Consider the following 19,150-nt stretch of genomic DNA (forward strand, 5'->3'; position numbering starts at 1 on the left):
ATACGTCGGGGCTAAATCGCGCCAGCGCTGGCTGTTTTACGCGTATGACAGGCTCCGGAAGACGGTTGTTGCGCACGTATTCGGTGAACGCACTATGGCGACGCTGGGGCGTCTTATGAGCTTGCTGTCACCCTTTGACGTGGTGATATGGATGACGGATGGCTGGCCACTGTATGAATCCCGCCTGAAGGGAAAGCTGCACGTAATCAGCAAGCGATATACGCAGCGAATTGAGCGGCATAACCTGAATCTGAGGCAGCACCTGGCACGGCTGGGACGGAAGTCGCTGTCGTTCTCAAAATCGGTGGAGCTGCATGACAAAGTCATCGGGCATTATCTGAACATAAAACACTATCAATAAGTTGGAGTCATTACCGACAATTGAAACCAGCACTTTATCACCCACACGATGTCCCCATTGGGCATTGATGCGTTTGAACTGATTAATATCAACCAGCATGACACAGAAGTCCTTAACAACAGGTCGCGACAATAATGACTCTACGCTGTTGAAAAAGTAGCGCCGATTATAAATATTGGTCAGCACATCATGAACTGCCAGTTTGCTGGAGAGTTGCAGCTCCTGAAAAATGTTATAAATCAGAAAAGACACAACAAACAGTTTACTGGAAACTTCAATCCCGCGACTGATATACCAGATGGTGTAATTATACTCATCCAGAGTCAGTAGAAGTAAGTTGCAGCATAGCGATGCCAGACATAATAATGCTATTAACGGCCATAGTTCGCTGGCTAATCGTGTACGCATGATAATAAAGAACAGTAAAAATGCCCACAGACAAACCAATATTTTTGTATAGTTGATTCCCCTGGTCGCAGTATGGTTGTCCGGACAGTAGTCGACGACATACAAAGAATAGTCAGCGTTATAACTGCTCAGATTGTGTGCCAGAAGGGGAAAAACTAAAAAAGGAATCAACGCCAGCAACAGGATTCCCGTTTTTTTCTTATTGTTGTCAAGGATGTTGTCTTTTCCATAACAAAAGAGTGCCAGCGAGGTTAAACAAATAAAACTGAGTTGGCGGAAAATATAGAAAATAGAAACATCATTCGACTTTGTCTGGATCAGTGTACTGCCGTTAATTGGTTTATGGATAATTACAATGGTTTCAACTAAATAGATAAGGCCACTTAAGAATGCAAGGCTTAAAATGAGTGTTGGTAAAATTTGTTTGTTAGTGAAATATTTCATTAACATGAAAAGAAAAATGACGGCGTTAAGGAAAAACAAAGCCACAACAACCATCAGGTAATTCATCTGTGGGATGAGTTTTACATTTGTGTTTTCGTTATATAAGGTAGTAATGCAAAATAAAATTAATGTCAGCAATAAACTGAAAATAAAAAAGCTTTGAGCTTTTAATTTTTGTGTACCCATAGAAACCATAAAAAGGAGAGCAATGTGAGTGCTGGATTTTATTGATGGCAGAGATATATAGATTTGACCAAGATCAATTTTCGTTAACGATAAAAAATATTTAAAGAATAACCCCATGGAAATACGTGTTGACTGAATCATTTTTCCGAATGATTGTTTTCTGGAACTAAATTATGTAAAGGTTATGCTGTCATATTTAAAGCGATTGTAAGCTAATGTATGTAATAAATGAGATAAATTACAGTAAGCTAAAAATCAGCCAGGCGATAATGACCTGGCTGATAGTTTTAGTCTTTAGCTGTTGCATTTTGTTTATGAAACAGTTCACGGAACACCGGATAAATATCATCCTGGTCGCGGATGTGCTGCATCGCAAAGTTGTCGAAAGTAGATTGCAGATGCTCATATTCTCGCCACAATGTCTGATGTGCACGACGGGTAATTTCGATATAGCTGTAATAACGAACAACAGGTAATAATTTTTTCGCCAGGATTTCATGGCAAAGCGGAGAGTCATCGGCCCAGTTATCGCCGTCCGATGCTTGTGCAGCGTAAATATTCCACTGTGCCGGGTTATAACGCTCTTTCACTACCTCATCCATCAGTTTCAGGGCGCTGGAAACAATGGTGCCGCCTGTTTCCTGCGAGTAGAAAAACTCATGTTCATCGACTTCTTTCGCTTGGGTATGATGGCGGATGTATACGACTTCCACGTTCTTATACGTTCTGCTGAGGAACAGATACAGCAGAATATAAAAACGCTTAGCCATATCTTTAGTGGATTGATCCATTGAACCGGAAACGTCCATCAGGCAAAACATCACTGCCTGGCTGGAGGGATCGGGCCGCTTCTCGTAGTTCTTGTAACGTAAATCGAAGGTGTCAATAAAAGGGACGCGTTCAATTTTGGCACGTAATTCTGCAATTTCTTTGCGCAGACGTTCCTCTTCCAGCAGTTGCGCAGGTTCACTGTTGCTGATGATGGCCAAATTCTCTTCCAGCGCATGAAGTTCCCGTCGCTTGCCCGCCGTCATGGCTGTGCGTCGCGCCAGTGAGTTCTGCAAGGAACGCACAACGCTGATATTGGCTGGAACGCCGTTAGCGGTATAACCCGCCCGATGCGTTTTATATTCGGTCAGCTGGCGTTGTTGGTTTTGTTTCAGATTCGGTAAGGCCAAATCTTCAAAGAGCAGATCAAGATACTCATCTTTCGAAATCTGAAAGACAAATTCATCCTGACCTTCACCATCCTGGCTGGCCTGGCCCTGACCACTGCCGGAACCTCCGCCGCCACCCTGGGGACGTTCAATTCGGTCGTTCTGGACGAAATGGTCATTGCCCGGATGTACGCGGTGGCGCAGGCCGCCACGCCCCTGATGAAACATCGGTTCGCTAATATCTTCCGTGGGAATGGATACGGATTCGCCGCTGTCGACGTCAGTCACCGAACGCTTATTCATGGCCTCGGAGATCGACTGTTTAATTTGCGCTTTATAACGGCGTAAAAAACGCTGGCGATTCACCATGCTTTTGTTTTTGCCGTTCAGACGCCGGTCAATAAACCAGGTCATATGCCCCCCGTACTACATTTGCCAACTGTATGCTACGCCTGTGTTGCCATTTCTCTGGCCCACGGTTCGCTGTCGTTGTAGGCCCGGTAGCATGTGTACCGGGCCAGGGTTGTTAAGACGATTTACGTACGCGCAAATACCATTCGCACAGTAAACGCACCTGTTTACGGGTGTAGCCTTTTTCCATCATACGGTCGACAAAGTCGTCGTGTTTCTTCTGCTCGTCGGTTGACGTTTTGGCGTTAAACGAGATAACCGGCAACAGCTCCTCGGTATTGGAGAACATTTTCTTCTCGATAACCGTGCGCAGTTTTTCATAGCTGGTCCAGTTCGGATTGCGTCCGCTGTTATTCGCTCTGGCGCGCAGTACGAAGTTAACAATCTCGTTGCGGAAATCTTTTGGATTACTGATCCCCGCCGGTTTCTCGATTTTCTCCAGCTCGGCGTTAAGAGACTCGCGGTCAAACAGCTGCCCGGTATCCGGATCGCGATACTCCTGATCCTGAATCCAGAAATCCGCGTAGGTAACATAACGGTCGAAAATGTTTTGCCCATATTCGGAATAGGATTAAAGGTAGGCCGTCTGGATCTCTTTGCCGATAAACTCGGCATATTTCGGGATCAGATAACCTTTCAGGAACTCCAGATAGCGTTCTGCCTGCTCTTGCGGGAACTGCTCGCGCTCGATCTGCTGTTCCAGGACGTAGAACAGATGGACCGGGTTTGCCGCCACTTCTACATGATCGAAGTTGAACACGCGGGAGAGGATCTTAAACGCAAAACGCGTCGACAGACCGTTCATCCCTTCATCGACACCGGCGTAGTCACGATATTCCTGATACGACTTGGCTTTGGGATCGGTGTCTTTCAGACTTTCGCCATCATAAACCCGCATCTTTGAATAAATGCTGGAGTTTTCTGGCTCTTTCAGGCGCGAAAGAATGGAAAAACGTGACAGTGTTTCCAGCGTGCCAGGGGCGCATGGGGCGTGAGTCAATTCACTGTGATTAAGCAATTTCTCGTAGATTTTGATCTCTTCGGAAATGCGCAAGCAATACGGCACCTTCACGATGTAAACACGGTCGAGGAAGGCTTCGTTGTTTTTGTTATTACGGAAAGTGACCCATTCGGACTCGTTCGAGTGGGCGAGAATAATCCCGTTGAACGGCAGGGCGGAGATACCTTCCGTCCCGTTGTAGTTACCTTCCTGAGTGGCGGTTAACAAGGGATGCAGCACTTTTATCGGTGCTTTAAACATCTCAACGAATTCCATGATCCCCTGATTGGCGCGGCACAGCGCACCGGAATAGTCGTAGGCGTCCGGGTCATTCTGCGCGTAGTGTTCGAGTTTACGAATATCGATTTTCCCAACCAGCGCGGAGATGTCCTGGTTGTTCTCATCGCCGGGTTCCGTTTTGGCGATAGCAATTTGTTGCAGAATTGACGGCCAGACCTTCACTACCCGGAACTTAGTGATATCGCCACCAAATTCATGCAGGCGTTTTGCCGCCCACGGCGACATGATGGTGCCGAGATAACGGCGAGGAATGCCATACTCTTTTTCCAGAATCTGCGCATCTTCCTGCGGATTGAAAAGACAGAACGGATGATCGTTGACCGGGCTACGCTCACCGTTGGCGCTCAATACATAAATCGGTACGAGCTGCATTAATGATTTCAGTCGCTCAGCAAGCGATGATTTACCCCCACCCACAGGCCCCAGCAGATACAGGATTTGTTTCTTCTCTTCCAGCCCCTGAGCCGCGTGTTTCAGATAAGAGACAATCTGTTCAATCGCGTCTTCCATGCCGTAAAACTCTTCAAACGCCGGATAACGTGCAATGACCCGGTTAGAAAAGAGTCGAGAAAGTCTGGGTTCCTGGGCTGTATCGACCATGACAGGCTCACCGATAGCCATCAATAGCCGCTCAGCCGCGTTGGCATAAGCACTGCGATCTTGCCGACAAGTGGTAAGAAACTCCTGCAGTGTGAACTCTTCGTCCTTGGCAGCTTCATATCGCTGGCGATAGTGATCGAATATATTCATGGTATGCCGTCCTTTCGTTTTTTAGCACAGGTTAAGAGCCGTTCATATGAATAGTAGAGGCTCCCGGAAGAGGTAAACTGAACGACGTCTCTTGCTAAAACACAGCAACTCTCATGCCATTTTATCGACGATGAGAACAACGTGCCCGGTGATACACCTTCAAAATTAAGCGTAGATGGCAAATGGAAAACTTGCCTGCACGGCTTTCTTAATTTCAATGGCATATCAACAACTCATCCATAAATTTTGCATAATTAATGTAAAGACCAGGCTCGCCAGTAACGCTAAATTCATTTGGCTGTAAGCGCGGTGTCATCCGCGGCAGGAAAATTAAACAGTTACTTTAAAAAATGAAAACGTAAAAAGGTTGGGTTTCGATGTATTGACGGGTAAACTTTGTCGCCCGCTAAACATTTGTTTAAGGAATGATTAATTGTGACCAAACTCAAACTTCTGGCACTTGGAGTGCTTATCGCAACGTCTGCAGGCGTAGCGCACGCTGAAGGTAAATTTTCCTTGGGCGCAGGCGTAGGTGTCGTTGAGCACCCATATAAAGATTACGATACCGATGTTTACCCAGTACCGGTAATCAACTATGAAGGCGATAACTTCTGGTTCCGTGGCTTAGGTGGTGGTTACTACCTGTGGAATGACGCAACGGATAAACTTTCAATTACCGCTTACTGGTCGCCGCTTTACTTCAAAGCGAAAGACAGTGGCAATCACCAAATGCGTCACCTGGATGACCGTAAGAGCACCATGATGGCTGGTCTGTCTTATGCTCACTTTACCCAGTACGGTTACCTGCGTACCACCCTGGCTGGCGATACCCTGGATAACAGCAACGGCATTGTCTGGGATATGGCCTGGTTGTATCGTTACACCAACGGTGGCCTGACCGTGACTCCGGGTATTGGTGTGCAGTGGAACAGCGAAAACCAGAACGAATACTATTATGGCGTATCGCGCAAAGAGTCCGCTCGCAGCGGTCTGCGTGGCTATAACCCGAACGACAGCTGGAGCCCTTACCTGGAGCTGAGCGCCAGCTACAACTTCCTCGGCGACTGGAGTGTTTACGGTACCGCGCGCTATACCCGTCTGTCTGATGAAGTTACTGACAGCCCGATGGTGGATAAATCCTGGACTGGCCTGATTTCTACCGGGATCACCTACAAATTCTGATAATGCATCTTTCCAGGGCATTTTGTGCATAAAAACAGGGCGTCACGCCCTGTTTTGCATTACGGTGGTGCAATACCTGGGAGGAAACAATGCAACAAAAAATGATTCAATTTAGTGGCGATGTCTCACTGCCAGCCATAGGGCAGGGAACATGGTATATGGGCGAAGATGCCAGTCAGCGCAAAACAGAAGTTGCTGCACTACGCGCGGGCATTGAGCTCGGTTTAACCCTCATTGATACCGCCGAAATGTATGCCGATGGCGGTGCCGAAAAGGTGGTTGGGGAAGCATTAACCGGTCTGCGTGATAACGTCTTTCTCGTCTCTAAAGTCTATCCGTGGAATGCTGGCAGGCAAAAAGCGATAAATGCATGCGAAGCCAGTTTACGCCGTCTCAATACTGATTATCTCGATCTCTACTTATTACACTGGTCTGGCAGTTTCGCTTTTGAAGAGACTGTTGCAGCGATGGAAAAATTGATCGCCCAGGGAAAAATCCGCCGCTGGGGCGTTTCTAACCTTGATTATGCTGATATGCAGGAACTCTGGCAGCTGCCGGGGGGAAATCAGTGTGCCACTAATCAGGTGCTTTACCATCTCGGTTCACGAGGGATTGAGTACGATCTACTCCCCTGGTGCCAGCAACAGCAGATGCCGGTGATGGCTTACAGTCCATTAGCCCAGGCCGGGCGGTTGCGCAATGGACTGTTAAAAAACGCGGTAGTCAACGAAATTGCACATGCTCACAATATCAGCTCGGCACAAGTATTGTTGGCGAGGGTAATCAGCCATCAGGGTGTGATGGCGATTCCAAAAGCGGCCACGATTGCCCATGTTCAACAGAATGCGGCTGTGCTTGAGGTCGAACTTTCGTCAGCGGAATTAACCATGCTGGATAAAGCGTATCCGGCACCAAAAGGAAAAACTGCGCTGGATATGGTGTGATGTTGATACGTGCCGGATGCATCGCACCCGGCACACAACATTAACGCAAATTAACGTTTCGCAACGCGAATGGATTGCGCCAGATGTGCAGGTTTCTCTTTGGTGACTTTTTGCGTTTCTGAAGCGTAAGCCGTTTCTACACAAACAAATGTTTTGTAGCCATCATCCGGCATATCGCCCATGCTAATTGAAAGCGCCGGTCCCGGGTTCCAGCCTACAACGTTCAGATGATGCTGGTGGCCTACGGCGATAATACGATTCAGCGCTTCATCATTAATCACGCTGCAATCTTGCGGATTCAGATACACGCGATCGGTACGGTCAGGGAAGGTCTGAATACCGTCGGTCAGTACATCTTCTTTCGCGTCATTCACTTTATCAATGAAGCGATCGCCCAGCCCACTGACGCTTACCTTAGCGATATCACCCACGTTAAAGTAGGTATGCAGGGCAGAGGTGGTTTCAAATTCGCCATGTGATTCAAGATCGATTTCACAGGTTTTACCCACGCGGAAATGCGCTAACAGCGTAAAGTCGTGCGGACAGAATTTTTTCGTCTCTTCGCTTTGCGTCAATTCAAAAGTCAGCGCTACGCCATCAGCATCTTCATGATGTGATTTCAGCGTCCACGGCAGGTTGCGGGCAAAACCGTGCGCAGGCAGACCTTGTTGTGCCGCCGGACCAAACCACGGCCAGCAAACCGGTACGCCACCGCGAATAGCGACGCCATTTTTGAACGGTGTGTTGTTGCTCAACCACAGAACTTCTTCTTCACCCGCAGGTTTCCACGAGAGAAGGTGTGCGCCCTGTAATGCAAAAGAGGCTTTTACCTGGGGATGATCGACCACAATGAGGTCCAGTTCATCCAGTTTACGACGGGAGAGGACAGGGGAGATTTGTTCGATGACCGGAAGGGCAAAAATTTTCTTAATCATGACGCAGTCCTTTAACTTCATTTTATCAGGTAAAAAAAAGAGCGACCGAAGTCGCTCTTTTTAGATCACAGTTTCATCTCAACTTATTTGGAGATGTGAGCGATCAGGTCCAGAACTTTGTTGGAGTAACCGGTTTCGTTGTCGTACCAGGATACCAGTTTCACGAAGTTGTCGTTCAGAGCGATACCAGCTTTAGCATCGAACACGGAAGTGCAAACTTCGCCGTTGAAATCGGTAGATACTACGTCATCTTCGGTGTAGCCCAGAACGCCTTTCATTTCGCCTTCAGCAGCGGCTTTAACGGCAGCTTTGATCTGCTCGTAAGTTGCAGCTTTTTCCAGACGAACGGTCAGGTCAACTACGGATACGTTCGGGGTCGGAACGCGGAACGCCATACCAGTCAGTTTGCCATTCAGTTCTGGCAGTACTTTACCTACAGCTTTAGCAGCACCGGTAGAGGACGGGATGATGTTCTGGGAAGCGCCGCGGCCGCCGCGCCAGTCTTTGTGAGACGGGCCATCAACGGTTTTCTGAGTAGCGGTAGTAGCGTGAACGGTGGTCATCAGACCTTCGATGATGCCGAAGTTATCGTTGATAACTTTAGCCAGCGGAGCCAGGCAGTTGGTGGTGCAGGAAGCGTTGGAAACGATGTCTTGGCCAGCATATTTGTCGAAGTTAGCGCCTTTAACGAACATCGGAGTGTTGTCTTTAGACGGACCAGTCATAACCACTTTCTTCGCACCAGCGGTGATGTGTTTACGAGCAGTTTCGTCAGTCAGGAACAGACCAGTTGCTTCAGCGACAACGTCAACACTAACTTCGTCCCATTTCAGGTTAGCCGGATCACGTTCAGCGGTAACACGGATTTTTTTACCGTTAACGATCAGATGACCGTCTTTCACTTCAACGGTACCGTCGAAACGGCCGTGAGTGGAGTCATATTTCAGCATGTATGCCATGTAATCAGCGTCTAACAGGTCGTTGATTGCAACGATCTCGATGTCAGAACGTTTCTGAGCAGCACGGAAAACAATGCGACCGATACGGCCAAAACCGTTGATACCTACTTTGATAGTCATATATTCCACCAGCTATTTGTTAGTGAATAAAAGGTTGCCTGTAAAATTACAAAAACCTTACGCAGCGTCAAGCGGAATCGTGTCAATCATTGCGACAAATCAATCCTGTGCCTAAGCATTACGCGACTGACTCGCCTCACTCTTCCTTTGGGCTTGAAACCACATGGGGTCGGCGCCCCGAATTTTAAAGGGCAATTACGATAAAAATGTGATTTTCATCACGATTTAGGTGCAGCCATTTCGTCGAGATCAAGTTTAGGACAAAATTTTGCCAGTTGGTGTTAATGTTTTGTTAGAATCAGTCACGTAATGTGAGCACGATTAAAGTGAGATGTGAGCAAATGGCTAATAAACCTTCGGCAGAAGAACTGAAAAAAAATTTGTCCGAGATGCAGTTTTACGTGACGCAGAATCATGGGACAGAGCCGCCATTTACGGGGCGTTTACTGCATAACAAGCGTGACGGCGTATATCACTGTTTGATCTGCGATGCCCCGCTGTTTCATTCCGAAACCAAGTATGATTCCGGCTGTGGCTGGCCCAGTTTCTACGAACCGGTGAGTGAAGAATCCATTCGTTATATCAAAGACTTGTCACATGGAATGCAGCGCATAGAAATTCGTTGCGGTAACTGTGATGCCCATCTGGGGCATGTCTTTCCCGACGGGCCGCAACCAACAGGCGAACGTTATTGTGTTAACTCTGCTTCTTTACGCTTCACTGATGGCGAAAACGGCGAAGAAATCAACGGTTGAAAAAACGATTCAGCAACTTATTCCACAGGAGCGGAAAAATTATGAATCTTGATGACATTATCAACAGCATGACGCCTGAGGTATACCAGCGTTTGTCGACCGCCGTTGAACTGGGGAAATGGCCTGATGGCGTTGCGTTGACCGAGGAACAAAAAGAGAATTGCCTGCAACTGGTGATGCTGTGGCAAGCCCGCCATAATACCGAAGCACAGCATATGACAATTGACACAAATGGTCAGATGGTCATGAAGAGCAAACAGCAGTTAAAAGAAGATTTTGGTATCTCAGCAAAGCCTATTGCTATGTTTAAGTGAATGAGTTATCTAGTATTTAAGCCTGTTATTAAGGGAGGGCAAATATACTTGTTCGGACGTCGTGTTTTAGCTGCAAGTAGGTTAAATGCAACACTGACAAGTATTATCTGGCCTACAATGTCATTGAGGAAATGTAGGCCAGAGATGAATTCAACTAATATTACCCCTGTGTCTCTTCCCAGTCTGCCAGCGTATATAGCGTTGCCCCAGCTGCTGACATCTCCATAAACGCGTGTGCACTGTCCTGGGGCTGGATATTCACGCCACGACAACCATCGGTAATCACGTTCACCTTATAACCTAACTGTAACGCGTCCAGCACGGTAAACTTCACGCAATAGTCAGTAGCCAGGCCCATAACGATCAATTCATCGATTTCATGATCGCGTAACCAGTCATCGAGAGAGGTTTTCTGCCGACGGCCGTTATCAAAAAAGGCACTGTAACTGTCAACTAAAGGATTTTCGCCTTTATGGAACACCGCTGCGATCGCTTTTTGGTTCAGTAACGGATGTAATTGTGCGCCTTCACTGTTCTGCACACAGTGATCTGGCCAGAAGGTTTGTGGCAAACCGTCGAGTTGGCCTGGCGTATAAGGCTCTACACCGTGCTGACTGGCAAAACTGCCGTGATTCGCCGGATGCCAGTCCTGGCTGGCGATAACCGCTTCTCCGCGCGACTGGCACCAGTCAATAAGGCGGTTAGCAACCTCCACCGTACTGTCACCTTCCGGTACGGCGAGCGCGCCACCAGCACAGAAATCATTTTGTAAATCGACCAGTAACAGGGCGCGATGGGGCATTGCAGTCTCCTTAATCATCCGGCGTCAGTTCGCCGCGCAGGTTTTGGCTCATGGCCTTGCGAATGGTTTCAGTATCCAGTTCCTGGCTCAGCAGGTAATGCAGTTTGGTTAGCGTGGCTTCTACAGTCATATCTGCACCGCCAATAACGCCGGCATGGGCGAGGGCGTTACCGGTGGCATAACCACCCATATTCACTTTACCGGACATACATTGTGTCAGGTTGACCACCACAATACCGCGATCGCTGGCTTCTTGTAATTCCTGCAGGAAGGCTTTGTTTTGTGGCGCATTACCCACGCCATAGGAGCGCAGAATCAATGCTTTCACCGGTTGGCGCAGAAAATTGCGCACGACATCAGCAGAAATCCCCGGATAAATCGTCACTACGCCAATTGGTTGTGGCGTGATTGGATGAACGATTAATTCCCCTTCACCGTGCGGGGCGGGTGGCGTATTCAAACGACGAATATGGATACCAGCTTCCAGTAACGGAGGAAGGTTTGGAGAGGCAAACGCATCAAAACCATCGGCATGGGCTTTGGTAGTGCGGTTGCCGCGATACAATCGGTTATTGAAAAAGAGCGTTACTTCGTTGATCGGATAATTCGCCGCAACGTACAACGCATTCAGCAGATTAATTTGTCCGTCAGAGCGTAACTCAGCCAGCGGGATTTGTGACCCTGTCACAATGACCGGTTTACCGAGATTCTCGAGCATGAACGACAGCGCAGAGGCGGTATACGCCATCGTGTCGGTACCGTGTAGAATGATAAAACCATCATAGTCGTCATAGTGCGCTTTAATATCTTCAGCAATATGCTGCCAGTCATCCGGCGTCATATCAGAAGAATCCATCAACGGCGTATATTCATGAATGGTGAAATCTGGCATCTCCGGGCGATGGAATTCCGGCATCAGCGCCAGTTGGCGTTGTAGATGACCTGACACCGGAATATAACCCTGCTCGGAACGCTGCATCCCGATGGTCCCGCCCGTGTAGGCGACGTAAATTGATTTCTTTTGCATGATATTGATATGAATGATATCGAAAGAGCAAAAGTATATACGTGAGGCAGGAGGAGCGCACCTGATACTATGCGGATAAGGAAATATGGGGCGAGACAGCGGGAAGAGGATTCGTCGAGGTAAAAAATAATGTGGCCGACGATCTGTCGGCCACTCAGTACAAGACTTAACGCACGTTGGCGCAGGTCAGGCAAAACGCATAACGGTTTTGTGGGTCGTTAAACGCGGCCAGCTTGTCGCTTTCACTTTTAACGGTAGAGGCTACCGAGGCAAGCGGTGCAGGTAACATGGCCTGGAACGCATCTGGCAACATTGCCCGGACAGAACCAGACATGTTGTCCATCACTTTGTCGAAGAAGGTCGGTTCATCAACGTAGTATTCCAGATGCCACTGTTTCACTTTTGCGAGCTCTGCTGCTTTGGCAACCGCATCATCGAAATCCCCGAGACTATCGACCAGCCCGTTAGCTTTTGCATCCTGACCGGTCCAGACGTGGCCCTGGGCGATTTTATCAATTTGCTCCGGCGTCGAATGACGCGCATCAGCAACCAGCGTGATAAAGCGTTTATAGCCATTCTCAATGCTTAATTGCATCATCTGCTGCGCTTCCGGCGGCAGTGCCCTGGTGATAGAAACATCCGCCAGCGGTGAAGTTGAGACACCATCAGTATGAACACCAATCGAATCCAGACTATTTTCTACGGTGGTGATCACGCCGAAGATACCGATAGAACCGGTCAGGGTGCTGGGGTTAGCCACAATGTAATTAGCTGGCGTGGAAATCCAGTAACCACCAGATGCCGCCATGCCGCCCATCGATACAACCACAGGCTTACCCGCTGCCCGGGCTGCTGCCAGTTCAGCGCGAATCACTTCAGACGCGGTAACGCTGCCGCCTGGGCTATTAACACGCAGGACAATCGCTTTCACTTTCGGGTCAAGGCGAGCGTCGCGGATTTGTGCCGCAGTGGTATCACCGCCAACATTCCCCTGAGTTTCCTCGCCATCCATAATTGCGCCATTAGCGAAGACGACACCGATGCTGTCACCGGTATCTGCCGGCGTTTTCAATGCGTAATCGTAATAACTGATGGCGCGATAATTTTTATCAGTCTTACTCCAGCCGAACTCTTTGGTCAGAGCTTTTTCGATTTCGGCACTCGATGCCAGTGCATCGACCAGCTTGTTTTCCAGTGCATATTTCGCGGTATCGCCACCGGTTTTGGTTAAACCCTCAAGCAACCCTTGCGCGCCAGGGAATACCTGCTGAGCAGGGATCTGCCGGTTAGCGGCAACAGTATTCAGATAGTTTTGCCACAGCTCACCAATCCAGCGGCTGTCAGCTTCGCGGGCTGCCGGTGACATATCATCACGAATAAACGGTTCAACGGCAGATTTATACGTACCCACGCGGAACACATGGGTGGAAACTTTCAGCTTATCCAGCAACGATTTGTAGTACAGACCGTTGGTAGCAAAACCGTGCAGATCAACCACGCCTTGCGGTGACAGCCAAATTTTATTGGCGAAACTGGCGAGATAATATTGCCCCTGGCTGTAGTTCTCGCCAACGGCATAAACCGGTTTCCCGCTGTCACGAAACTCTTTCAGGGCTTTGCCGATGTACTGCATAGACGGCTGGTCGCCGCCTGCGAAGTTTTTCAGATCCATCACGATACCGGTGATATTGCGGTCGTCCTTCGCCTGGCGAATGGTGTTGACGATATCAAACAGTGAGTTTTCCTGCAGACGATCGGAACTGGCACCAAGCAGCTGGCGGCTTAATTTACTAAACCGCTGAGAACTGTCGGGTTTATCGACGATCACACCGGAAATGTCCAGCAGCAGTGCGCCACGACTGGCCGTTTCTTTCGAATCACCACCACTGACCTGCATCCAGATCCCCACACCAACCAGTACGAGGAAAATAAAGAACAGGTTAAGTACCATTTCACGGACGAAATTCAGCAGACGCCACGTCCATTTAAAAAATCCGGCAATAAATCGCCAAAGGGTTCGCATGTATTCTCCCAACTTAAGGTCACACCTGTCACAGGCGCAATAGATGTGGTTATCGTAATGACCCAACCGGCACTTGTCAGCAGGAATTGCGGACTGTGCTGTAACAAAATCCACTCTCGTGTTAATTTTGTGAATAAATATCACGACAGGAGTTAATCAAATGGATGCACTCGAACTATTGGTCAATCGCCGTAGCGCCTCCCGCCTGGCTGAACCCGCGCCAACGGGTGAACAACTGCAAAACATCCTGCGTGCGGGTATGCGTGCGCCGGACCATAAGTCCATGCAACCGTGGCATTTTTTTGTGATTGAAGGGGAAGGGCGCGAGCGTTTCAGCGCCGTACTGGAACAGGGGGCGATTGCTGCCGGTAGTGATGACAAAGCTATCGACAAAGCCCGTAATGCGCCGTTCCGCGCACCGCTCATCATCACGGTGGTGGCGAAATGCGAAGAAAATCATAAAGTCCCGCGATGGGAACAGGAAATGTCTGCCGGATGCGCGGTCATGGCGATGCAAATGGCAGCCGTTGCCCAGGGATTTGGCGGCATCTGGCGCAGTGGCGCATTAACTGAAAGTCCGGTAGTGCGTGAAGCATTCGGTTGCCGTGAGCAGGATAAAATTGTCGGTTTTCTCTACCTCGGCACGCCGCAGTTGAAAGCATCTACGTCGATTAACGTCCCGGACCCGACGCCGTTTGTAACTTATTTCTGATAATTGTCGCGAAACTGTCTGGATTGTGAGCAAAGGCGCAGGAATTCAGACACTCTCACTTATCACTTCACGGAATGAGGGTTACCATACCCGGATTGCATTGACAGGAGATGTCCATGAGCGAGAACTCGATTCGTTTGACCCAATACAGCCACGGAGCTGGTTGCGGCTGTAAAATTTCCCCAAAAGTGTTGGAAACCATCCTGCACAGTGAGCAGGCGAAGTTTGTTGATCCGAATTTGCTTGTGGGTAATGAGACCCGCGACGATGCGGCGGTGTACGATCTGGGCAATGGCACCAGCGTTATCAGTACCACCGACTTCTTTATGCCGATCGTTGATAATCCTTTCGATTTTGGCCGCATTGCGGCGACTAACGCCATCAGCGATACCTTCGCGATGGGGGGCAAACCGATTATGGCGATTGCGATCCTCGGCTGGCCGATTAACAAACTTTCCCCGGAAATTGCCCGCGAAGTAACCGAAGGTGGACGCTATGCATGCCGTCAGGCGGGTATTGCGCTGGCTGGCGGTCACTCCATCGATGCGCCGGAGCCGATTTTTGGTCTGGCGGTAACGGGGATCGTACCGACCGAGCGGGTGAAGAAAAACAGTACCGCACAAGCCGGATGCAAACTGTTCCTGACGAAACCGCTGGGGATCGGCGTTCTTACCACGGCTGAGAAAAAATCACTGCTGAAACCAGAACATCAGGGACTAGCGACGGAAGTGATGTGCCGGATGAACATCGCAGGCGCGTCCTTTGCCAACATCGAAGGCGTAAAAGCGATGACCGACGTTACGGGCTTTGGTCTGCTGGGCCATTTGAGCGAAATGTGTCAGGGCGCAGGTGTGCAGGCGCGCGTTGACTATGACGCGATCCCAAAATTGCCGGGGGTTGAAGAGTACATTAAGTTGGGCGCAGTGCCTGGCGGCACCGAACGTAACTTTGCCAGCTACGGTCATCTGATGGGTGAAATGCCGCGTGAAGTGCGCGATTTGCTGTGCGATCCGCAAACTTCTGGCGGTTTGCTGCTGGCGGTCATGCCGGAAGCAGAAAATGAGGTCAAAGCTACAGCCGCCGAGTTTGGCATTGAACTGACGGCAATTGGCGAACTGGTGCCAGCGCGCGGCGGTCGTGCCATGGTTGAGATTCGTTAATTCAATGCGGTTGTTTATTGCCGAAAAACCGAGTCTGGCGCGCGCCATTGCTGATGTCCTGCCCAAACCGCACCGGAAAGGCGATGGCTTTATCGAGTGCGGTAATGGTCAGGTGGTGACCTGGTGTATCGGTCACCTGCTTGAGCAGGCGCAGCCAGACGCCTACGACAGCCGCTATGCGCGCTGGAATCTTGCGGATTTGCCGATTGTCCCGGAAAAGTGGCAATTACAGCCCCGACCCTCCGTGACCAAACAACTTAACGTCATCAAACGCTTCCTGCATGAAGCCAGCGAAATCGTTCACGCCGGGGACCCGGATCGTGAAGGGCAACTGCTGGTGGATGAAGTGCTGGACTATCTGCAACTGGCACCGGAAAAGCGCCAGCAGGTGCAGCGTTGCTTGATAAACGACCTGAACCCGCAGGCGGTTGAGCGGGCGATCGACCGTCTTCGGTCCAACAGTGAGTTTGTGCCATTGTGCGTTTCTGCGCTGGCGCGAGCGCGTGCCGACTGGCTGTACGGCATCAATATGACCCGTGCGTATACCATTCTCGGTCGCAATGCCGGTTATCAGGGCGTACTTTCCGTGGGACGCGTGCAGACACCCGTGCTCGGGCTGGTGGTGCGCCGCGATGAAGAGATTGAAAACTTCGTGGCGAAAGACTTCTTTGAAGTCAAAGCACATATCGTGACACCTGCCGATGAGCGGTTTACCGCTATCTGGCAACCGAGCGAAGCGTGTGAACCGTACCAGGATGAAGAAGGGCGCTTGTTACATCGTCCACTGGCGGAGCATGTGGTTAACCGCATTAGTGGTCAACCAGCAATTGTCACCAGCTATAACGATAAACGGGAATCAGAATCCGCGCCGCTGCCTTTTTCGCTTTCGGCGTTGCAGATTGAAGCGGCAAAACGCTTTGGTCTGAGCGCGCAGAACGTGCTTGATATCTGCCAGAAGCTGTACGAAACGCACAAGCTAATCACTTATCCGCGTTCCGATTGTCGCTATTTGCCAGAAGAACATTTTGCCGGACGCCACGCGGTGATGAATGCCATCAGCGTTCATGCACCAGATCTGTTGCCGCAACCAGTGGTAGATCCAGATATACGCAACCGCTGTTGGGATGACAAAAAGGTCGATGCACACCACGCCATCATCCCGACCGCACGGAGTTCTGCGATCAACCTGACGGAGAACGAAGCGAAGGTCTATAACCTGATTGCCCGTCAGTACTTGATGCAGTTCTGCCCGGATGCGGTGTTCCGCAAGTGTGTTATCGAACTGGACATTGCCAAAGGCAAATTTGTCGCTAAAGCGCGTTTTCTTGCTGAAGCAGGCTGGCGCACGCTGTTAGGCAGCAAAGAGCGCGATGAAGAAAACGACGGTACGCCATTGCCTGTGGTGGCGAAAGGCGATGAGTTGCTGTGTGAAAAAGGTGAAGTGGTAGAGCGGCAAACCCAGCCGCCGCGCCATTTTACCGATGCAACACTGCTTTCGGCGATGACCGGGATCGCGCGCTTTGTGCAGGACAAAGATCTGAAAAAGATCCTTCGTGCGACCGATGGTCTGGGGACAGAAGCAACCCGTGCCGGGATTATTGAACTGCTGTTCAAGCGTGGTTTTCTGACCAAAAAAGGGCGCTATATCCACTCTACCGACGCCGGAAAAGCGTTATTCCATTCGCTGCCAGAAATGGCGACGCGACCGGACATGACCGCGCACTGGGAATCGGTGCTGACGCAAATCAGCGAAAAGCAGTGTCGCTATCAGGACTTTATGCAGCCGCTGGTGGGGACGCTATATCAGCTTATTGATCAAGCCAAACGTACGCCGGTGCGGCAGTTTCGCGGCATTGTGGCTCCGGGCAGTGCTGATAAGAAAAAGGCTGCACCGCGTAAACGTAGTGCGAAAAAAAGTCCGCCAGCAGATGAAGTCGGAAGCGGGGCGATAGCGTAAGCGAGTGAATCTTTCGTGCTATTCGAGTCATATTCTGAAATATCCAGCGAATCAAGAAAATTCGTTGGATATTTTTTTTGCATGGATAAAATTATCGCCTCTAAAGTATGTAATAACAGGGAATGTGATGAAAAAAGTTTTATTACAAAACCATCCTGGGAGCGAGAAGTATTCTTTTAATGGCTGGGAAATATTTAATAGTAATTTTGAACGGATGATTAAAGAAAATAAGGCCATGCTGCTTTGTAAGTGGGGTTTTTATTTAACATGTGTTGTCGCTGTAATGTTTGTGTTCGCAGCGATAACATCCAACGGTTTGAATGAAAGAGGCCTGATTACCGCGGGATGCTCTTTTCTTTATCTATTAATTATGATGGGGCTTATTGTTCGGGCCGGTTTTAAAGCAAAAAAAGAACAACTGCATTATTATCAGGCTAAAGGTATTGAGCCGCTCAGTATCGAGAAGTTACAGGCGCTACAATTGATCGCACCTTATCGATTCTATCATAAGCAATGGTCTGAAACGCTGGAGTTCTGGCCGCGAAAGCCTGAACCTGGCAAAGATACCTTCCAATATCATGTGCTTCCTTTTGACTCGATCGATATCATAAGTAAAAGACGCGAGTCTTTAGAGAATCAATGGGGTATCGAAGATAGCGAAATTTATTGTGCCTTAATGGAGCATTTTCTTTCTGGCGACCATGGAGCCAATACCTTTAAAGCAAACATGGAGGAAGCCCCAGAGCAGGTTATCGCCTTGTTGAATAAATTTGCTGTTTTTCCCTCAGACTATATCTCTGATTGCGCTAATAATCGCTCCGGTAAATCCTCGGCGAAGCTAATATGGGCGGCGGAATTATCATGGATGATCTCGATATCAAGCACAGCTTTTCAAAACGGGACAATTGAAGAAGAACTGGCCTGGCATTATATAATGCTTGCTTCTCGAAAGGCGCACGAGTTGTTCGAAAGCGAAGAAGATTATCAAAAAAATAGTCTAATGGGATTTCTTTACTGGCATATCGGTAATGACTCCAACTTACTGATAGTGTTTTATGTTCAGATAATGCCCGATGACCTTGTCATGCAGCTCCACCGATTTTGAGAACGACAGTGACTTCCGTCCCAGCCTTGCCAGATGTTCGTAAGCGTACAGCCTGAACCGTCTGGTCAGAATCTGACGAATTAGACAAAGTGGTGTCCACCAAATAAGTAGTGGGAACCAAAGTGTCAGATATGCAGA

Annotated in this window: 15 protein-coding genes and 3 pseudogenes; 9 read left to right on the forward strand and 9 right to left on the reverse strand. The window is 49.2% G+C overall.

Annotation, left to right across the window (positions count from 1 at the left end; all coding sequences use genetic code 11):
• Nucleotides 1-361, forward strand: a pseudogene (locus BGK49_RS21515) (IS1-like element IS1B family transposase); the annotation flags it as partial.
• On the opposite strand, the pseudogene BGK49_RS21520 reads toward BGK49_RS21515, so the two are convergent.
• From BGK49_RS21520 to yeaG, 3 genes and pseudogenes are all read right to left on the reverse strand, one after another.
• Nucleotides 308-1,540, reverse strand: a pseudogene (locus BGK49_RS21520) (MASE4 domain-containing protein); the annotation flags it as partial. The pseudogenes BGK49_RS21515 and BGK49_RS21520 sit on opposite strands and share 54 nt — an antisense overlap.
• Before the next feature lie 146 nt (nt 1,541-1,686).
• On the reverse strand, nt 1,687-2,970 hold the full coding sequence (locus BGK49_RS21525; protein WP_000219706.1) for a YeaH/YhbH family protein: 1,284 nt from the start codon (nt 2,968-2,970) through the stop codon (nt 1,687-1,689).
• A 112-nt stretch (nt 2,971-3,082) separates the two neighbouring features.
• Nucleotides 3,083-5,017, reverse strand: a pseudogene (gene yeaG, locus BGK49_RS21530) (protein kinase YeaG).
• Nucleotides 5,018-5,452: 435 nt separating this feature from the next.
• On the opposite strand from yeaG, the gene mipA reads away from it, so the two are divergent.
• Entirely contained in the window at nt 5,453-6,199 is a 747-nt protein-coding gene (gene mipA / locus BGK49_RS21535; protein WP_000163779.1) for a scaffolding protein MipA, read from the forward strand.
• A gap of 89 nt (nt 6,200-6,288) precedes the next feature.
• Nucleotides 6,289-7,143: a methylglyoxal reductase YeaE gene (yeaE, locus tag BGK49_RS21540; protein WP_001186351.1), complete on the forward strand. Its 855-nt coding sequence runs from the start codon at nt 6,289-6,291 to the stop codon at nt 7,141-7,143.
• Nucleotides 7,144-7,193: 50 nt separating this feature from the next.
• Here yeaE and BGK49_RS21545 read toward each other — a convergent pair whose 3' ends face one another.
• Complete coding sequence (locus BGK49_RS21545) at nt 7,194-8,078, reverse strand: D-hexose-6-phosphate mutarotase (protein WP_004983283.1); 885 nt, start codon at nt 8,076-8,078, stop codon at nt 7,194-7,196.
• Between the two features lie 83 nt (nt 8,079-8,161).
• On the reverse strand, nt 8,162-9,157 hold the full coding sequence (gene gapA, locus BGK49_RS21550) for a glyceraldehyde-3-phosphate dehydrogenase (protein ID WP_005042199.1): 996 nt from the start codon (nt 9,155-9,157) through the stop codon (nt 8,162-8,164).
• A gap of 341 nt (nt 9,158-9,498) precedes the next feature.
• Here gapA and msrB point away from each other — a divergent pair, with 341 nt between their 5' ends.
• On the forward strand, nt 9,499-9,912 hold the full coding sequence (gene msrB / locus BGK49_RS21555) for a peptide-methionine (R)-S-oxide reductase MsrB (RefSeq protein ID WP_001284613.1): 414 nt from the start codon (nt 9,499-9,501) through the stop codon (nt 9,910-9,912).
• Between the two features lie 41 nt (nt 9,913-9,953).
• Nucleotides 9,954-10,226, forward strand: a complete 273-nt coding sequence (locus BGK49_RS21560; RefSeq protein WP_001046790.1) for a YeaC family protein — start codon at nt 9,954-9,956, stop codon at nt 10,224-10,226.
• Nucleotides 10,227-10,386: 160 nt separating this feature from the next.
• Here the strand turns inward: BGK49_RS21560 and pncA are convergent, their stop codons facing one another.
• The 3 genes from pncA to sppA all read right to left on the reverse strand — a co-directional run bounded on the left by pncA (nt 10,387) and on the right by sppA (nt 14,078).
• Complete coding sequence (gene pncA, locus BGK49_RS21565; protein ID WP_001120535.1) at nt 10,387-11,028, reverse strand: bifunctional nicotinamidase/pyrazinamidase; 642 nt, start codon at nt 11,026-11,028, stop codon at nt 10,387-10,389.
• A 10-nt stretch (nt 11,029-11,038) separates the two neighbouring features.
• Nucleotides 11,039-12,055, reverse strand: coding sequence for an asparaginase (gene ansA, locus BGK49_RS21570; protein WP_001170148.1), 1,017 nt, complete (start codon nt 12,053-12,055; stop codon nt 11,039-11,041).
• Nucleotides 12,056-12,221: 166 nt separating this feature from the next.
• Nucleotides 12,222-14,078 (reverse strand): signal peptide peptidase SppA, encoded by a 1,857-nt coding sequence (gene sppA / locus BGK49_RS21575; RefSeq protein ID WP_001259824.1) that lies wholly within the window; start codon nt 14,076-14,078, stop codon nt 12,222-12,224.
• Between the two features lie 160 nt (nt 14,079-14,238).
• Here sppA and BGK49_RS21585 point away from each other — a divergent pair, with 160 nt between their 5' ends.
• The 4 genes from BGK49_RS21585 (at nt 14,239) to BGK49_RS21605 (ending at nt 19,012) form a co-directional block, all read left to right on the forward strand.
• A complete protein-coding gene (locus tag BGK49_RS21585) occupies nt 14,239-14,790 on the forward strand; it encodes an NAD(P)H nitroreductase (RefSeq protein WP_000339306.1) in 552 nt (183 codons plus the stop codon).
• A 116-nt stretch (nt 14,791-14,906) separates the two neighbouring features.
• The gene (selD, locus tag BGK49_RS21595) at nt 14,907-15,950 is read left to right on the forward strand and encodes a selenide, water dikinase SelD (protein ID WP_005025478.1); all 1,044 of its coding nucleotides are present in this window, start codon (nt 14,907-14,909) and stop codon (nt 15,948-15,950) included.
• A 4-nt stretch (nt 15,951-15,954) separates the two neighbouring features.
• A complete protein-coding gene (topB, locus tag BGK49_RS21600) occupies nt 15,955-17,907 on the forward strand; it encodes a DNA topoisomerase III (protein WP_001235799.1) in 1,953 nt (650 codons plus the stop codon).
• A gap of 127 nt (nt 17,908-18,034) precedes the next feature.
• Entirely contained in the window at nt 18,035-19,012 is a 978-nt protein-coding gene (locus BGK49_RS21605) for a DUF1266 domain-containing protein (RefSeq protein WP_000756921.1), read from the forward strand.
• Here the strand turns inward: BGK49_RS21605 and BGK49_RS31310 are convergent.
• On the reverse strand, nt 18,947-19,150 hold a 204-nt coding region (locus BGK49_RS31310; RefSeq protein ID WP_242412533.1), incomplete at its 5' end, for an IS1 family transposase. The two genes, BGK49_RS21605 and BGK49_RS31310, sit on opposite strands and share 66 nt — an antisense overlap.

This window comes from Shigella sp. FC1544, from assembly GCF_001722145.1.
In the GTDB taxonomy this organism is placed as follows: Bacteria; Pseudomonadota; Gammaproteobacteria; order Enterobacterales; family Enterobacteriaceae; genus Escherichia; species Escherichia coli.